This window comes from Ruegeria sp. HKCCD3925 (assembly GCF_057221175.1).
In genome coordinates this window covers 321642-337328 of sequence record NZ_JBWVBI010000001.1, presented here as the reverse complement: position 1 = coordinate 337328, position 15687 = coordinate 321642, and the positions used below count along the sequence as shown (strand labels likewise).

The 15687-nt window shown below is 55.8% G+C and carries 16 protein-coding genes and 1 tRNA gene; 3 read left to right on the top strand and 14 right to left on the bottom strand.

The features are described from left to right. Positions 1 to 193: 193 nt before the first annotated feature. Positions 194 to 406: a hypothetical protein gene (locus AC2TEM_RS01660; RefSeq protein ID WP_480438555.1), complete on the top strand. Its 213-nt coding sequence runs from the start codon at positions 194 to 196 to the stop codon at positions 404 to 406. A 45-nt stretch (positions 407 to 451) separates the two neighbouring features. Here AC2TEM_RS01660 and AC2TEM_RS01655 read toward each other — a convergent pair whose 3' ends face one another. Then, positions 452 to 1999 (bottom strand): helicase HerA-like domain-containing protein, encoded by a 1548-nt coding sequence (locus AC2TEM_RS01655; protein ID WP_480855964.1) that lies wholly within the window; start codon positions 1997 to 1999, stop codon positions 452 to 454. A 441-nt stretch (positions 2000 to 2440) separates the two neighbouring features. Here AC2TEM_RS01655 and AC2TEM_RS01650 point away from each other — a divergent pair, with 441 nt between their 5' ends. Continuing rightward, positions 2441 to 3040, top strand: coding sequence for an invasion associated locus B family protein (locus AC2TEM_RS01650; RefSeq protein WP_170421684.1), 600 nt, complete (start codon positions 2441 to 2443; stop codon positions 3038 to 3040). A gap of 52 nt (positions 3041 to 3092) precedes the next feature. Here AC2TEM_RS01650 and AC2TEM_RS01645 read toward each other — a convergent pair whose 3' ends face one another. From AC2TEM_RS01645 to AC2TEM_RS01630, 4 genes are read right to left on the bottom strand one after another with little or no spacing between them, the layout of a single operon-like run. Continuing rightward, a complete protein-coding gene (locus AC2TEM_RS01645; protein WP_170421687.1) occupies positions 3093 to 4301 on the bottom strand; it encodes a beta-ketoacyl-[acyl-carrier-protein] synthase family protein in 1209 nt (402 codons plus the stop codon). 8 nt (positions 4302 to 4309) lie between these two features. Then, positions 4310 to 4567, bottom strand: a complete 258-nt coding sequence (locus tag AC2TEM_RS01640; RefSeq protein WP_170393043.1) for an acyl carrier protein — start codon at positions 4565 to 4567, stop codon at positions 4310 to 4312. A gap of 32 nt (positions 4568 to 4599) precedes the next feature. After that, the gene (lpxD, locus tag AC2TEM_RS01635) at positions 4600 to 5691 is read right to left on the bottom strand and encodes a UDP-3-O-(3-hydroxymyristoyl)glucosamine N-acyltransferase (RefSeq protein WP_170421689.1); all 1092 of its coding nucleotides are present in this window, start codon (positions 5689 to 5691) and stop codon (positions 4600 to 4602) included. Positions 5692 to 5725: 34 nt separating this feature from the next. Further along, positions 5726 to 7327: a L,D-transpeptidase family protein gene (locus AC2TEM_RS01630; protein ID WP_170421693.1), complete on the bottom strand. Its 1602-nt coding sequence runs from the start codon at positions 7325 to 7327 to the stop codon at positions 5726 to 5728. A gap of 345 nt (positions 7328 to 7672) precedes the next feature. Between AC2TEM_RS01630 and mepK the strand changes: the two genes are divergently transcribed. Further along, a complete protein-coding gene (mepK, locus tag AC2TEM_RS01625; protein WP_170393040.1) occupies positions 7673 to 8242 on the top strand; it encodes a peptidoglycan L,D-endopeptidase MepK in 570 nt (189 codons plus the stop codon). Positions 8243 to 8371: 129 nt separating this feature from the next. Here mepK and AC2TEM_RS01620 read toward each other — a convergent pair. The 9 genes from AC2TEM_RS01620 to AC2TEM_RS01580 form a co-directional block, all read right to left on the bottom strand. Continuing rightward, a tRNA-Arg gene (locus AC2TEM_RS01620) sits at positions 8372 to 8448 on the bottom strand. 57 nt (positions 8449 to 8505) lie between these two features. After that, positions 8506 to 9726: a cysteine desulfurase gene (locus AC2TEM_RS01615; protein ID WP_170421696.1), complete on the bottom strand. Its 1221-nt coding sequence runs from the start codon at positions 9724 to 9726 to the stop codon at positions 8506 to 8508. A gap of 13 nt (positions 9727 to 9739) precedes the next feature. Further along, positions 9740 to 10306, bottom strand: coding sequence for a Yip1 family protein (locus tag AC2TEM_RS01610; protein WP_170421699.1), 567 nt, complete (start codon positions 10304 to 10306; stop codon positions 9740 to 9742). Then, positions 10303 to 10788 (bottom strand): YIP1 family protein, encoded by a 486-nt coding sequence (locus AC2TEM_RS01605; protein ID WP_170421701.1) that lies wholly within the window; start codon positions 10786 to 10788, stop codon positions 10303 to 10305. Before AC2TEM_RS01605 ends, AC2TEM_RS01610 begins: the two co-directional genes overlap by 4 nt. Next, positions 10788 to 12068, bottom strand: coding sequence for a Fe-S cluster assembly protein SufD (gene sufD, locus AC2TEM_RS01600; RefSeq protein WP_170421704.1), 1281 nt, complete (start codon positions 12066 to 12068; stop codon positions 10788 to 10790). The genes AC2TEM_RS01605 and sufD overlap by 1 nt, the downstream gene beginning before the upstream one ends. After that, complete coding sequence (sufC, locus tag AC2TEM_RS01595) at positions 12068 to 12823, bottom strand: Fe-S cluster assembly ATPase SufC (protein WP_170393035.1); 756 nt, start codon at positions 12821 to 12823, stop codon at positions 12068 to 12070. Before sufC ends, sufD begins: the two co-directional genes overlap by 1 nt. 51 nt (positions 12824 to 12874) lie before the next feature. After that, positions 12875 to 13078: a hypothetical protein gene (locus AC2TEM_RS01590; RefSeq protein WP_170405842.1), complete on the bottom strand. Its 204-nt coding sequence runs from the start codon at positions 13076 to 13078 to the stop codon at positions 12875 to 12877. Next, positions 13078 to 14598 (bottom strand): Fe-S cluster assembly protein SufB, encoded by a 1521-nt coding sequence (sufB, locus tag AC2TEM_RS01585; RefSeq protein WP_170393033.1) that lies wholly within the window; start codon positions 14596 to 14598, stop codon positions 13078 to 13080. Before sufB ends, AC2TEM_RS01590 begins: the two co-directional genes overlap by 1 nt. A gap of 18 nt (positions 14599 to 14616) precedes the next feature. Next, on the bottom strand, positions 14617 to 15660 hold the full coding sequence (locus tag AC2TEM_RS01580; RefSeq protein ID WP_170421708.1) for a cysteine desulfurase family protein: 1044 nt from the start codon (positions 15658 to 15660) through the stop codon (positions 14617 to 14619). Positions 15661 to 15687 lie beyond the last annotated feature (27 nt).

Here is a 15687-nt window from a genome sequence, read left to right as displayed (position 1 = left end):
TTAATCGGTGCGTTTTATTGTGCGGCGAGTCAGAACGCTCTAAATCGGTGTATCGTGATCCACCACATCGCGCTGTGCCCCATACCATGTTTGTTTGGTGCGGAGTTGTAACGATCTGACAGTTAACCAAGATGAGAGCACCGTAGTCGCAATGATTAAACCACTCAGAGTTTTCGCAATCGGGATCCCGCTGATGGCAACGCTATCAGCGTGTATTCCCTCACCCGAACAGTTGGAGACCACCCCGGTCAAGGTCCAGACGCCCAAAGGTGTTGTGACCTGTCAGCTTTACCGCCAGGACCGCGTCACCTGGGACCGCGCAATCGATTTTCCGGCCACCAAAATGTCGGTGCCCGAGGCGGATAATTATTGCAGACAGGAAGGCCTGCGCCGGCTTAATCGATAACAATATGGGCGCGCGACTGGTTCGGCGCGCGCCGCACTCCGGATTCTAGCGATTGCGGAACAAGCCGCCCAGTATGCCCCTGACGATGCGGCGGCCAGTTGTTCCTTTCAGTTCTTTGATCACGGCCTCGCTCATGGCTGTGGCGAAGGTATCCTTTTTGCGCGAAAGACGAGAAGACGATCGCCCAACGCGGTTGCCCGAATACCTTCGGGCCGAGGCGTATTCGCGTTCTGCCGGGCTCTGCTGTTCCAGAACTTCGTCGGATTCCGCCTGTTCCGCCGCATTCGCAGCGGCATCCGCGCGCGCCTGCAGAATCTCAAACGCCGATTTGCGGTCGATACGCTTGCCGTATTTTGCATCCATCGGCGAAGCTTTGATCACCGACTGACGCTCAGCTTTGGTAATCGGACCAAGTTGAGAGCCCGGTGGCCGGATCAAAGTGCGCTCGACCACGCCCGGTACACCCTTCTTTTGCAGCATCGACGTCACGGCCTCGCCCACGCCCACCTCTCGGATTGCGGTCTCAGTATCGAAAGCTGGGTTTTCACGATAGGTCTCAGCAGCAAGTCGCAGATTCTTGCGGTCGCGCGCTGTGAAAACCCGCAGCGCATGTTGGACCCGGTTGCCCAGCTGACCCAAAATATCTTCCGGGATGTCTGCCGGATTCTGCGTGATGAAATAAACGCCAACGCCCTTTGATCGGATCAGGCGCGCCACCTGCTCGACCTTGTCCACCAGCACCTTGGGGGCGTCCTCGAACAGCAAGTGCGCTTCGTCAAAGAAGAACACCAGCTTCGGTTTTTCAGGGTCCCCCACTTCGGGCAGTTCTTCAAACAATTCGCTAAGCAGCCACAACAGGAAAGTCGCGTATAGGCGCGGAGAGCCCATCAGCTTGTCAGAGGCCAGAATGTTCACCATCCCCTGCCCGTTCGCATCTGTCCGCATCAGGTCGGCCAGGTCCAACGCAGGCTCGCCAAATAGATTGGTACCGCCCTGATTTTCCAGAACCAGCAAGCGGCGTTGAATAGCACCGATCGAAGATGTCGAGACATTGCCATAGCGCAGCGATAGTTGGGCGCGATTCTCGCCTATCCAGACCAGCAATGCCTGCAGGTCTTTCAGGTCAAGCAGCGGCATGCCTTCTTCGTCTGCGACCCGAAAGGCGATGTTCAGAATGCCTTCCTGCGCCTCACTCAGTTCCATCAATCGCGATAGCAGCAGTGGGCCCATCTCGGTTACGGTGGTTCGGACCGGATGCCCTTGCTCGCCAAACAGATCCCAGAACGTGACTGGACACGCGGCGTAAGAGAATGTGCCGAACCCGATCTTCGCGGCCCGATCCAAAAAAGCCTGGTGTAATTTGTGGGTTTCGCTTCCAGGCAGCGCCAGCCCCGACAAGTCACCTTTCACATCGGCCAGAAACACTGGAACCCCCGCCTGTGAGAAGCCTTCAGCCAGAATTTGCAGCGTAACCGTTTTGCCCGTACCGGTCGCACCGGCAATCAGGCCATGGCGGTTCGCATATTTAAGCGACAGCCCCTGTGCCACTGAATAGCCGTCGCCACCACCGCCTACGAAGATCTTGTTGTCCATTGAAAATCTGTCCCGAATTCTACCGATCTGCTGCAAGCATACAAAGTTAACCTTTCGCTGCGAGAGTAAATGTTGCTTCTCGTGGCCTGGCTGCGGGGGCAAACTTCCTCCCTGTCGACTGGCCGTGCCTTTGGGCACGGCTTTTTTTTAAATTCTACGAAAACCGAAAGACGCAAGAATAGTTTTTTAGGGTTAGGAGTTGACCAACGGGTTCCCCTTTCGTAACGTCTGCGCATAACTAAGTCGGCCAGTCCGACGGGGAGAAAATATTCAGGAAGGGAGCCGCTCCACCGGCTCCCTTTTTCGTTGCAGATCGCGATGTTTCCCACGCATTTCGGCAAAAAACGATCAATTCACGGTCTGGAATTCGGATTTACCCTGACACCACTGAATTGCGGTGATAGAGGAAACAAAAAACTGGATCAGTTAGATGAGGCATTCATGATCAGGAAACTTGTCCCTTTTAATGTGGCGGCCGCAGCACTGTTGTGCGGAACAGCATTTGCGCAGGAAACCACACAGCAACCTGAAGCCGGTGATGAAGCCGAAGTTGGCAGCGATCTGGATCTGGGTGAATCCGGTCCCCGTGTTGGCGAGCAATACGTCAAAGAACAAACGGGTGAATGGAATATTTCCTGCATCAAAACCGAAGGCGAAGACGATCCCTGCGCGATGGTTCAGATCCTGAATAACCAACAGGGTGATCCGATTGCCGAAGTTTCGATCGGAAAACTGCCCGAAGGCGGTGCCGCTGTTGCTTGGGCGAATGTTGTTGTACCGCTCGAAACCCTGCTGCAGGCGCAATTGGCTATGTCGATCGATGGGGCACCGCGCAAGCTTTACAATTATCACCACTGCATTCCGGTTGGCTGTGTGGCGCAACTGGGTTTGACACAGGGTGATATCGACGCGATGAAATCAGGCCAAAAGGCAGTGCTGTCGCTGGTTCCTGCGCGCCTGCCAGATCAGGTTCTGAATATGGACATGTCTTTGTCTGGCTTCACAGCAGGCTTTGACGGACTGAACGTTTCCATAAACTAAGCCCCGCAAAAGCATCGAATAAGAAAGCCGCCGTAATTACACGGCGGCTTCATCATATACGCTTCAACGCAAGAACGGCGTTCAGCCCACCAAAGGCGAAAGCATTGCTAAGGGCGACATTAACTTTCGCCTCACGCGCCTCGTTTGGAACCACATCCAGCGCGCATTCGGGGTCGGGCTCTTCATAGCCAATGGTCGGGGCGATCACCCCGTCGCGCAGGGCCATGATACAGGCTAATAGCTCAACTGCCCCGGTACCGCCGATCAAGTGACCGTGCATGGACTTTGTTGACGAAATCATCAGATCGTCGGCGTGCGGACCAAACACACCAGCAACGGCTGCGCATTCGGTTTTGTCATTTGCAGCCGTGCCGGTCCCATGGGCATTTATGTAACCCACATCGCATGCATTCAGCCGTGCATCCGATAACGCCCCGGCCATGGCCCGTGCTGCCCCTTGTTTGCTGGGCATAACTATGTCGGCCGCGTCCGAGGACATGGCGAATCCCACGACCTCGCACAGGATATCTGCTCCGCGCGCGCGCGCGTGTTCGTATTCTTCGAACACAAAAACACCCGCACCTTCGCCTTGCACCATCCCGTTTCGGTTTGCGCTAAAGGGCCGACAGGCATCTTTTGACATGACGCGAAGCCCTTCCCATGCCTTGACGCCCCCAAAGCACAGCATCGACTCCGAGCCACCGGTCACCATTGCGGGCGCTGCCCCGCTGCGCACCATCTGAAATGCCTGCGCCATCGCATGGTTCGAAGACGCACACGCTGTTGATACTGTAAAGCTAGGGCCTTTGAGGTTGTGCTCCATTGAAACGTGGCTGGCCGCCGCGTTGTTCATCAGCTTGGGCACGACAAAAGGATGCACGCGATTTTTGCCATCCTCGTAAACCGAGCGGTAGTTGTCATCCCAGGTGGAGACGCCACCACCGGCCGTTCCCAGAACCACCCCCGACCGCGCGGCTGTGTCACCCGAGAATACGATGCCGGATTGATCGATCGCTTCTTTGGCGGCGGTTAACGTGAACTGCGTGAACCGATCATACAGCGTCATCTGTTGGCGGTTGAAACGGCCCTCGGCCTCAAAACCCCGGACTTGACCACCGATCTTGATCGACAGGCGATCCACATCACGAAACTCAAGGTCGGAGATACCACAACGACCCTCGCGCATGGCTTCCAGAGTGTCGGGGACGGAATGGCCCAACGCGTTAATGGTGCCAGCACCCGTAATGACGACGCGTTTCATACCAGCGGTCAGACCTTTTCAGACACGAGTTTTTCGATACCCGCAATGATCGCTGTCACATTCGAAATGTCGAAATCGCCGGATGTGGGCTCGTTTGCGTTGAAGGGCACGGTGATATCGAACTCTTCCTCGATGGCAAAGATACTCTCAACAAGACCCAGGCTATCGATGCCCAATTCTTCGAGCGTACTGTCGGGCGTCACATCCGAAGGCTCAAGCACGGCCTGTTCGGCAATGATTGCTATGACGCGGTCGCTGATGCTCATCTCGATCCCCTGATTTTCGCCTTGGGGATGATTTAATCACTTGAAGGCTGTTTGAAAACAGCCTTTTTCAACGCCTCGACGTCGCGCGACAATCGGGGCAGACGACGTTGGGCTTTATATATCTCGGTATGGCTTTCCATTTTAATGCCCGGGTAGCCCATGATTACGCGACCAGCAGGAACATTTGACAGAATCTTGGTGCCGCCACCGGCAATCACGCCATCACCGATGAAAATATTATCGACAACACCAGTCTGACCGCCCAGTACTACGTTATTACCAATCTCGACCGAACCAGAAACGCCGGTTTGCCCACATAACAAACAATCCCGCCCGACTCGGGTGTTGTGTCCCACGTGGACAAGATTATCCAGTTTCGATCCACTTCCGATTACAGTATTGCGTATGGTCCCGTTGTCGACAGTGCAGTTCGAGCCGACCTCGACGTCATCGCCAATCTCGACCGCACCCAGCGAATGGATGCGCAACCAGCTTTGCGCCTTTGCATCCCCCTGATCACCCAGAGTTTTCCGCGCATTTTCGGCACCCGAGACTTCTGGTGTGACATAGCTGAAACCGTCCCCGCCGATACGGGCACCTGGCTGCGCGATAAAGCGATCACCGATTTGAGCCCGCGCACCGATGCTTACCATTTCGCGCAGCAGCGCGTTTTCACCAAGCGACGCATCCATCCCGATCACGCAATGCGGGCCGATAACCGAACCCGCGCCGACGCGCGCGCGCGCACCGATAACAGCAAGCGGGCCGACCGATACGTCGACCCCGATCTCGGCGGTTTCATCAATGACAGCCGATGGATGAATTCCCGGCGCGATCCCCTGCCCGCGATCCAGCATCGCGGTGATCCCTGCCATCGCCATGCGGGGGCGTTGCACAAAAATGGCGGCCTCAAGCCCCAGTGCTTTCCAGTCCGCGCCATCCCACAAAACCGCGGCCCGTGCTGCACCGGTCTCCAAGGCTTCAGCATATTTTGGCGACATCGCCATGGCCAGATCGGTTGGCCCGGCATCTCCCGGCTCGGCTGCCCGCAAGATGGTCAGGCCAGTCTGGCCTTCTGCGACGACCCCCAGGGAATCGGCGATTTGTTGAACAGTAAACTGCATGTCGGGCGTCCTCGTGGCGGGATTTGCCTCGTGATTACCCTTGAACGTCCGGCAGGACCACCCCTGCCTTTTGCAGCGCTTCCCAGATTTTGCGATCCCGGTCATACACGTCGCGGCGATACTGCACCTCGCCTTTGGGGCCAATATAGGCCGTGCGATAAATCAGATGCACCGGAATTTTTTTATCCAGTTCAACCTTCGTTTCTTTGCCCGTGTTCAGAACGCGGTGGAAAAACGCCTTTGGATCCTCTTCCTGCTTGGCCAGCAGCTTATAGGCAAACTCGAACGGTTGCGCCAAACGGATGCATCCATGCGAGAATGCCCGAACCTCGCGTGCGAACAGAGATTTCTGAGGCGTATCATGCAGATAGATGTTGTACTTATTAGGGAACATGAACTTCACTAGCCCCAGTGCGTTGCTTTTGCTGGGGGGCTGACGCATGGAAAACGGGAAATTACGCGCAGTGAATTGGGTAAAGTCAACCGCTCCACGATTCACCTGACGGCCACGGCGATCGGTGATCTGGATATGGCCGACAGCATTTGGATTGGCCCGTAATTGCGGCAGATATTCCTTCGTGATGATCGAGCGTGGCACATACCAACTTGGGTTGATCACCATATGCTCCATCTCATCCGAGAACTCTGGGCTACGGCGATCATGTGTGTTTTTGCCGATCACGGCACGAGTCTCAAACGTGACCTGCCCGTCATCGACGATCTTGGCAGAAAAATCGGCCAGATTCACCAGAATATGCCGCTCACCACGGTCTTTGGGTAACCAGCGCTCCCGTTCAAGCGCAACGTAAACAGCTTTCAAGCGGTCTGAAACTGGGCGATTGATCTCGGAAATAGTGCCTTTGCCAGCTACGCCATCCGCCTCTAGACCATGAGCAGCCTGAAAGGATTGCACCGCCGCAAACAGCGCATCATCATAGTTTGGGCTGGCAGTAGGCTTCAGATAACCCATCGCGACAAGTCGATTGCGCAGCCTGATGACATTGCTCCCTGTGTCCCCAAGCTCAAGCTTGGAGACAGGAACGGTCTCGCCCCAGCCACCTTGTGACATCAGCGCTTCCAGCGCCTTCTTCTGTTTCAACAGCGCAAGATACTGGCGCGATTGAGGCATCATATCCCTGAAATAGGTATCACCCTGGCTGGAAACGAGCAGTTCAAGATGCGCTGCGGCGCTGCGTCGTTCCACCGCCCGCACTAGGCCGGGGTCAATCTGCGAAGGCGTTACAGAACCGGAATGCAAGTCTCTGGCATATTTGACAAAAACCCGTGTCAGCTCGGCCTCGAGCATGCCCAGATCACGGGTGTTGCGCGCGTCCTGCATCTTTGTCACCAAAGTCTGGACGTCGTAACGTGCCCCAGGCAATCCATGCAGGTCGGTCGTCGAAAGCGCTTCGATCAGAGCTTTGCGTCGTGCAGCATGTTCGGGCGTATCGCCAACCCAAACCGGATCAAACCCGTTTGTGCGATAAAACTCAGCAATTGCCGGGCTGTTGGACGCACTTTCCGCAACGGCCATTTGAAACGCTGTGCCATCCGTCCCCGCCTGCGCGACTGAGGCCGAAGCCACAAGCAAAGCGGCGATAAAAACACTTGAACGAGCACGGGTAACAAATGACATAGGATGGCCCTGTTTCTTCAATGACTTGTCACGCCCTATAAGCGGCGTCTGAAAATAATGTTTTGCTGAGCGCCTGATGTCTATTCACAAATTCATCACCAGACCGCTTCTTTGACCCCTGGTGCGCGTTTGCATCGCCGACGCGCGAACTGCGCCAAAAGCAAGCATACTTGCATCAGTTGCGCAAAAAACTGCCGAAATTTCCCCCTTGATTTGACTGCGACCAAAGATTTCTTGGCTGTTGAATCCTACTGTGCCATAAATCCCGCATCTGGGATGGGAAAAAATTAATACGGCGCGCGTAACATCGTGTGCAGGCAGGAACAGTACGGGACGAAACAAAAAATGACCAAGAGCAGTACCTCGGGCCTGACCCGGCGTGCCCTATTGGGCGCATTCGCCGCAACCGCAGTTGTTGCAGCCCCCACATATTCCAACGCAGCTGGTTTCCTTCGCGGCGGAGGTGATATTCGCCGTATCCGCATGTATTCCGGCCGTACCGGTGAACGTATCGATATGGTCTATTGGGTTGATGGCAAATACATCAAAGACGCGGTGAAAGAGGTCAACCACTTCATGCGCGACTGGCGCAGCGATCAAGTCAAGTCCGTGGACCTGAGGACCATCGACATCATGGCGGCCACTCATAACCTTCTGGATGTCAGCGAGCCATACATGCTGCTGTCGGGTTACCGCTCACCGCAAACCAACGCAATGCTGCGCCGCCGCTCGCGGGGTGTTGCCAAGAATTCGCTTCATATGAAGGGTCAGGCTGCTGATCTGCGACTGTCATCACGCTCGGTCTCGCAAATGGGCAAAGCAGCGATGGCCTGCCGTGCCGGTGGCGTTGGACAGTACTATCGTTCGAATTTCGTTCACATGGATTGCGGTGTCATCCGCTCGTGGCGCGGCTAATCGAGCATTTCATCTTTCGCTGTTGCACGACCCCCATCAGATAGTTCTGACGGGGGTTTTGCCTTGCCAGGAAAGAACAGGTTCGTGCACCGTCAGTTCTGCGTAATATGACGACTAGCAAGGGTGAAATGGCGCACCTGAGAGGATTCGAACCTCTGGCCTCTGCCTTCGGAGGGCAGCGCTCTATCCAGCTGAGCTACAGGTGCCTTGGCCGTTAGCTACCCTCGTTCCAATCCGGGTGCAACTGCAAATCCGCAGTACGATCAGGCAAACAGATCGTGGGCAAGCTCCAACGCGTCGATCAGGGTGTCGACCTCATCCGTCGTGTTATAGAGCCCAAAGCTGGCACGACAGGTAGCAGTGACCCCCAAATGATCCATCAGCGGCCCGGCGCAGTGGTGGCCTGCGCGCACGGCGACACCCTTTTTGTCCAGAATGGTTGAAACATCATGGGCATGCCCTGCCCCATCCAAAGTAAAGCTGAATATCGCGGCTTTGTTCGCTGTGGTGCCTTGAACCTGCAGCCAGTTCAATCCATTCAACCGTTGCATTGCATAGTCGCGCAAGCCGGCCTCATGCGATGCGATGCTCTCCATGCCAAGGTCCATCATATAGTCAAGCGCCCCCCCCAACCCGATGGTCTGCACGATGCCGGGGGTTCCGGCCTCGAACTTCATTGGCGGATCGTTGTAGATCACCTGATCTTTTGAAACCTCTTTGATCATGTCACCGCCACCAATAAAGGGGCGCATTTCAGCCATGCGGTCCGATTTGATAAAAATTGCGCCAGAACCGGACGGGCCGTACAGTTTATGACCCGTGATGGCATAGAAGTCACATCCGATGTCATCGACATTGACGGGCATATGAACCGCGCCCTGGCTGCCATCCACCAGAACCGGAACGCCTTTGGCGTGGGCGCCTTGCGTGATTGCTTTGACATCAACCACAGTGCCCAGCACGTTCGAGCACTGGGTCACCGCAACCAGCTTTGTCTTGGGGCCAATGGCGTCGATTACCGCCTGAGGGTCAAGATGGCCGGTCGCATCGACATCGACCCATTTCAGCACCACGCCCTGCCGTTCGCGCAGGAAGTGCCACGGTACGATGTTGGCGTGATGTTCCATCACGCTGAGGACAATCTCGTCCCCCGCCTGCAGGCGTGGCATTGCCCAACCGTAGGCGACTAAATTGATCCCCTCGGTCGTACCCGAATTCAGGACAATCTCATTCTCGTTTGATACGCCCAGAAACCGCGCAACCGTGCCACGGACGGCCTCATATTTCTCGGTTGCGAGATTTGACAGATAGTGAAGCCCTCGATGCACGTTCGAATATTCGTGCGCATAGGCCTGCGTGATCGCGTCGATCACTACCTGGGGTTTCTGCGCGGAGGCCCCATTGTCTAGATAAGTCAGCGGCTTTCCGTTGACCTGACGTGACAGGATCGGAAAATCTGCGCGGATTTTTTGTACGTCATACATAGACAGGACTTCCCTATACAGACCCGGCGGGGATCAGCCAAAGAACAAACGGGACGGCCACAAGACCAGAGATCAGGATCACAACAAACGACTTTCCCAACGAATTAAATCGATGCGCCTCGTTGAGAAAATGCAGGGTGATGTAAAGGCTAAGACCCAGCATCGCCAGACTGGCCGGTAAGAATAGAAACGGCAGCGCTGCAACCAGCGCTAGAATGATTGCTTGCCCCGCAATTTGCAGGATTTGCAACCAGACAATCAGCGTCATGAAGTCATTGAACGTCCCCGTTCCACCCAGGACGCGGCCCACTAATAGGAACGTCACGACGCTGATCATGATTGCCGCAACGGAAACAAAAAGCGTCCTCGATAGTGGCTCAGCCAGTTGCTGAACATCCGGACTGATAAGCGGCAGGACGAAGCTGGACGCAGACTGGACCAGAGCGTTCAGGATCACCGCGAGAGAGAAGGCGAGCCACAGTACATCCGTACCCAGCCGCAACGCGAGCAATCGTCTTGCGGCTTCGGCTGGATTGGACAGGGTCAGAACGACCAGGTTGAGCAGTGCGGTGGAATTCATTTAGCAGCCTTTTGCGATTGCTTGAGGCCCGACAACCAGAACCAGAGAAAAACCGCAACCCATAACAGCCCCACAAGTGTTTGCGCTGACCCGGGGCCGATGAAACCGGACACCAGCCCATTCAGCAACACCAAAGGCGCTGACGCGAGAAGCGCCCAGAACAAGGCTAGCCGCGCGCCGAAACCATCACCTTTTCCACCCAAAATCCGGGCCACTAGATGTGTAAGCCCGGCAAGTAGGTAAAGCACAAGCGGCATACAGATCACCCAGGCAAATAGACCGGCTGCCAGCAAAGCGTTCAGTTCTTGCCCCGTAGCATGAGCCTCGCGGGCCAGTCGCGGGGTGTCTGCGATGAACACAATGGTGCAGGCGATCATGACGATGGCCAATGCGCGATCCTCGCGCGGCCCCATATCAAGCAGCCGACGCACCACACGCCCCGGTCCGCGATACGTGGCCACGATATCAGTTGTGACAGGCATCAGCGGCGGCGTGCCAGCCAATCTTGCAATCGGGATACGATATCGGCTGCCAGATTCTCGTCCTCGATCTCATCAACGGCTTCAGCTAGGAAGGCCAGTGTCAACATGTCGGTTGCTTCTGCCGTTGGGACGCCACGGGAGCGCAGGTAGAACAAAGCCGTTTCATCAATGGCGCCCGAGGTCGAACCGTGCGAACACGCAACGTCATCGGCGTAAATCTCAAGCTCGGGTTTGGCGAGGAACTGACTATCATCGTCCAGAAGCAACGACTGGCTGATCTGGTAACCATCGGTTTTCTGGGCACCTTCCTTCACAAGGATCTTGCCCTGAAAAACACCGGTCGCACCATTGCGAAGCACCTTCTTGAACACTTGGCGGCTCTCGCAATTCACCGCATCATGGGTGACAAAGACCGTGTCATCATGGTGAAAATCACCGTCTCCAACACAGGCACCCGCCACATGCGCGACCGCATCGTCACCTGTCAGCTCGACGACTTGCTCGTTTCGCGTCAAAACCCCGTTCACGGTCAGCGTGAAGGATTTATAGACGGATTCCTTGCCAAGCCGCGAGAACATATGCGTCGCCGCACGGCGTTGATGATCCCGGCCCTGCGCACGGATGTGATGCAGCGTGCCATTGTCGGCGATATCGATCTCCATGCATTTGTTGAAGCGCGACGCTGCGGGTCCGTTTTCAAGGATCGTAACTTCGGCGCCGCTTTCAACCCGAACGACGTGATGCAGGATCGCATCCGACGTTTCAGATTCATGGCGATAAATCAGGTTAATCGGTTTGCTCGGCTTGCCGGATACATGAATGGCAACTCCATCTGACGCATAGGCCGTGTTCAGCGCCGCCAAGGGACGCGCCACTGGATCTTGGCCTTTTGCTTCAAGAACGCCGTATAACTCTTTGGCCCAATGGATATCTTTGCAACAGATATCTTCCAGCCGATCGATCGTTACACCCTCCAGAGACAGATCATCAGACTCTTCCGGGCTGAATACGCCATCAATGAAAACGATCTTCAGTCGGTCGAGCGCGTGGAACAGAGCCGGTTCATCCGTTTTGAACAAAGCAGCACTGGGAGCTTTCGCAGAGACCAGAGTGTCTGGACGGGTATATTTCCAGTATTCATCTCGACGACTGGGCAAACCCATCGCGCGTACACGTGCAATTGCGGCTTCGCGCGCTTTGCGTGTGCATCCCGCATCCGGCATGGTCAGCGCTGCCAGCCGTTCCTCGGTCGCCGTTTGTTTCGCTTGGGGCAATGCCATCAGTTCACCTCGGCCAGAATGTCGGCATAGCCGTTGTTTTCAACTTCCAGCGCCAGTTCAGGGCCGCCGGATTTCACGATGCGACCATCCGCCATGATGTGAACCACGTCAGGTTTGATGTGATCGAGAAGCCGCTGATAGTGCGTGATAACAAGGAACCCGCGCCCCTCATCACGCAACGCGTTCACGCCCTCGGCCACCAGTTTCATCGCGTCCACGTCAAGGCCCGAGTCTGTCTCATCCAGGATGCACATCTTCGGCTCAAGCATCGCCATTTGCAGGATTTCGTTGCGCTTTTTCTCACCACCCGAAAAGCCAACATTGACCGGACGTTTCAACATTTCAGCGTCGATTTTCAGCGCCTTGGCCTTGGCACGAACCTCTTTCAAAAAATCCGTCGCCGACAGCTCTTCCTCGCCACGTGCTTTGCGCTGCGCATTCACGGCGGTGCGCAGGAAGGTCATGTTGCCCACACCGGGAATCTCGACCGGGTACTGGAACGCCAGAAACACACCTGCGGCTGCACGTTCTTCCGGTTCCATCTCAAGCAGATCCTCGCCATCAAGCGTCGCGCCGCCCTCGGTCACCTCATAGCCATCACGACCAGACAACACGTAGCTGAGCGTTGATTTGCCCGAGCCATTCGGCCCCATGATCGCGTGCACTTTGCCAGGCTCAACCGTCAGGTCGACCCCTTTCAGAATTTGCTTGTCTTCTTCCTCAAGTTTGACGTGCAGGTTATTGATTTCCAGCATTTTCTGTCCTTTAGCATCTCGCAAGGGGCGCATTGCGGCCCCGATAAGTTCTTATCCCAGCACCTTGCGGATCACGCGGGCGATGATCCATCCAAGCAACGCGCCTGCGCCCACTGCCCAAACCGGGTTTATGAAGTCCATGTACTTGGTATTGACGTAAGCAACCCCCAACAGGCCGCCGAGCACCGGCAACGCATAGCCAAGCACGGTCAGGACATCGTCCTTTCGGATTCGCTGTTGGGGTTTTGGTGTCATCAGCCGACTGATCCCTCAAGGCTGATTGCCACAAGCTGTTGCGCTTCCATCGCAAATTCCATCGGCAGCGCCTGCAGAACGTCCTTGCAGAACCCGTTGACGACCAAGGCCACGGCTTCTTCCTCGTCCATGCCACGCTGACGGCAATAGAACAGCTGATCGTCATCCACTTTTGATGTCGTCGCCTCGTGCTCGACCCGAGATGAGTTGTTCTTCACCTCGATATACGGAACCGTATGCGCCCCGCATTTGTCGCCGATCAGCAGGCTGTCGCACTGGGTGTAGTTTCGGCTATCCTTGGCCTTGGGATGCATCGACACCAGACCACGATAGGTATTCTGCGCCTTACCGGCGCTGATCCCTTTCGATACGATCCGCGACTTGGTGTTCTTGCCCAGATGCACCATCTTGGTGCCGGTGTCGGCTTGCTGCATGTTGTTGGTGATTGCGATCGAGTAAAACTCACCCTGGCTATCGTCGCCACGCAGGATGCAGGACGGGTATTTCCAGGTTACGGCTGAGCCGGTTTCGACCTGCGTCCACATCACCTTGGAGCGATCACCCCGACAATCGGCGCGCTTGGTCACGAAGTTGTAGATACCGCCCTTGCCATTCTCATCTCCGGGGAACCAGTTCTGAACGGTCGAGTATTTCACCTCGGCATCTTCTTCGACGATGATCTCGACAACCGCCGCGTGCAACTGAGCGGTGTCGCGCTGGGGCGCGGTGCAGCCTTCCAGATACGAGACGTAAGAGCCCTTGTCGGCGATGATCAGCGTGCGCTCAAACTGGCCGGTATTTTCTGCATTAATGCGGAAATATGTGCTCAGTTCCATCGGGCAGCGCACGCCCGGAGGGACATAAACAAACGAGCCGTCCGAGAATACAGCTGAGTTCAGCGTGGCATAGAAATTGTCCGAGACCGGTACGACCGTCCCTAAGTATTTTTTGACCAGTTCCGGATGCTCTTTGATCGCCTCGGAAATCGAGCAGAAGATAACGCCGGCTTTCTTCAACTCTTCCTGAAAAGTCGTCCCGACCGACACCGAGTCAAATACTGCATCAACAGCAACCTTACGGCCTTCTGCCGGTGCATTCTCAGCGCCCTCGACACCTGCCAGGATCATCTGTTCTTTCAGAGGGATACCTAGCTTTTCGTAAGTCGCCAGAAGCTTGGGATCGACCTCATCCAGAGATTTGGGTTTATCTTCCATCGATTTCGGACGGGCATAATAATACTGGTCCTGAAAGTCGATCGGCGGGTAGTGCACCATCGCCCATTTAGGCTCTTCCATCTGGGTCCAGCGCTCGAACGCGGCCAGACGCCATTCGGTCATCCACTCAGGTTCATCATTTTTGTCCGAAATCAGACGAACGATATCGGGATTCACGCCTTTTGGCGCATACTCCATCTCGATATCAGTTTCCCAGCCGTATTTATAAGTGCTGACCTCGCGAACCGCGTCTACGGTTTCCTGATCGACACCCTCTTTCACCTGGGTCTGGTCCAAAGCGGCCATAATTCACCCTCCGTCAGATCACGCGGCCCGCGCGCGATGCTTTTTCTCTTTTTCAAGCCACGTTTCCGCGAAACGCAGCACATCTTCTTCTGCCGTCTCTGGCCCCAGCGATACGCGGATTGCGCTAGAGGCCGTCATCTCATCAAATCCCATGGCCGTCAGTACGGCGCTTGCGCGAACCTTGCCGCTGGAACAGGCCGAGCCCGCACTGATCGCGAAGCCTGACAAATCCATCTGCATGACCTGGGTCTCACCCTTCCATCCCGGAGTGGCGAAGCACAGAGTGTTGGGGAGTCGCCTTTGGTCTTTCCCGACAAAAATAGTAGCTTTCGTACCAGCCTCAAGAGCGTTTTCTAGAATATTTCTAAGTTCTGCAACGTTTTCCCAAACGCCATTTGCTAAATCACGGGACGCGGCTTCAGCTGCTGCTCCGAACCCCGCAATTCCAGTGACATTTTCTGTACCCGAGCGACGCCCCATCTCCTGCCCGCCGCCCTTGATTTGCGCAGCAAGATCGGTGCCGCGTTTCATCACCAACGCCCCGATCCCTTTTGGCCCGCCAAGTTTGTGGGCTGAAATCAGCGCCATCTCAGCCCCCAGCCAGTTGAAGGCTATCGGCAACTTACCAAAAGCCTGAGTCGCGTCAGTGACCGCAAGACCGGCAGGCAAAGTTTGAACAATTCCAGTTTCCGAATTGGCCAGTTGTAGCGTGGATCGGGAAGCGTCCGGCACGTCAACGTAACCGCCTTGGGAGACAGGCAGAAGCTCATTAATCCAAGCTCTTACCGCGTCATGTTCAATCGCTGCACCTTGAAGATCGCGCCCCGCCATGGCCAAAGCCGCTGCCTCCGTCGCACCAGAAGTAAACACGATGTCGGCACCATCGGCCCCAAACGCTGTTGCGATTTGAGCCCGCGCTTTCTCGACCACCGCTTTAGCGGCGCGCCCTTCGGCATGGACCGAGGATGGATTGCCCACAAAATCCATCGCCGCGATCATTGCATCGCGGGCCTCGGGCCTCAGAGCGGCGGTTGCGTTATGGTCGAGATAAACCCGTTTCATAGATGTATCTTTTCCAAGATGGGTTTT

What these genes read in the sequence shown, in the direction of transcription:
- AC2TEM_RS01660 (WP_480438555.1), top strand. Translation starts at nt 194, where the DNA reads ATGGCAACGCTATCAGCGTGTATTCCCTCACCCGAACAGTTGGAGACC.
- AC2TEM_RS01655 (WP_480855964.1), bottom strand. Translation starts at nt 1,999, where the DNA reads ATGGACAACAAGATCTTCGTAGGCGGTGGTGGCGACGGCTATTCAGTG.
- AC2TEM_RS01650 (WP_170421684.1), top strand. Translation starts at nt 2,441, where the DNA reads ATGATCAGGAAACTTGTCCCTTTTAATGTGGCGGCCGCAGCACTGTTG.
- AC2TEM_RS01645 (WP_170421687.1), bottom strand. Translation starts at nt 4,301, where the DNA reads ATGAAACGCGTCGTCATTACGGGTGCTGGCACCATTAACGCGTTGGGC.
- AC2TEM_RS01640 (WP_170393043.1), bottom strand. Translation starts at nt 4,567, where the DNA reads ATGAGCATCAGCGACCGCGTCATAGCAATCATTGCCGAACAGGCCGTG.
- lpxD (WP_170421689.1), bottom strand. Translation starts at nt 5,691, where the DNA reads ATGCAGTTTACTGTTCAACAAATCGCCGATTCCCTGGGGGTCGTCGCA.
- AC2TEM_RS01630 (WP_170421693.1), bottom strand. Translation starts at nt 7,327, where the DNA reads ATGTCATTTGTTACCCGTGCTCGTTCAAGTGTTTTTATCGCCGCTTTG.
- mepK (WP_170393040.1), top strand. Translation starts at nt 7,673, where the DNA reads ATGACCAAGAGCAGTACCTCGGGCCTGACCCGGCGTGCCCTATTGGGC.
- AC2TEM_RS01615 (WP_170421696.1), bottom strand. Translation starts at nt 9,726, where the DNA reads ATGTATGACGTACAAAAAATCCGCGCAGATTTTCCGATCCTGTCACGT.
- AC2TEM_RS01610 (WP_170421699.1), bottom strand. Translation starts at nt 10,306, where the DNA reads ATGAATTCCACCGCACTGCTCAACCTGGTCGTTCTGACCCTGTCCAAT.
- AC2TEM_RS01605 (WP_170421701.1), bottom strand. Translation starts at nt 10,788, where the DNA reads ATGCCTGTCACAACTGATATCGTGGCCACGTATCGCGGACCGGGGCGT.
- sufD (WP_170421704.1), bottom strand. Translation starts at nt 12,068, where the DNA reads ATGGCATTGCCCCAAGCGAAACAAACGGCGACCGAGGAACGGCTGGCA.
- sufC (WP_170393035.1), bottom strand. Translation starts at nt 12,823, where the DNA reads ATGCTGGAAATCAATAACCTGCACGTCAAACTTGAGGAAGAAGACAAG.
- AC2TEM_RS01590 (WP_170405842.1), bottom strand. Translation starts at nt 13,078, where the DNA reads ATGACACCAAAACCCCAACAGCGAATCCGAAAGGACGATGTCCTGACC.
- sufB (WP_170393033.1), bottom strand. Translation starts at nt 14,598, where the DNA reads ATGGCCGCTTTGGACCAGACCCAGGTGAAAGAGGGTGTCGATCAGGAA.
- AC2TEM_RS01580 (WP_170421708.1), bottom strand. Translation starts at nt 15,660, where the DNA reads ATGAAACGGGTTTATCTCGACCATAACGCAACCGCCGCTCTGAGGCCC.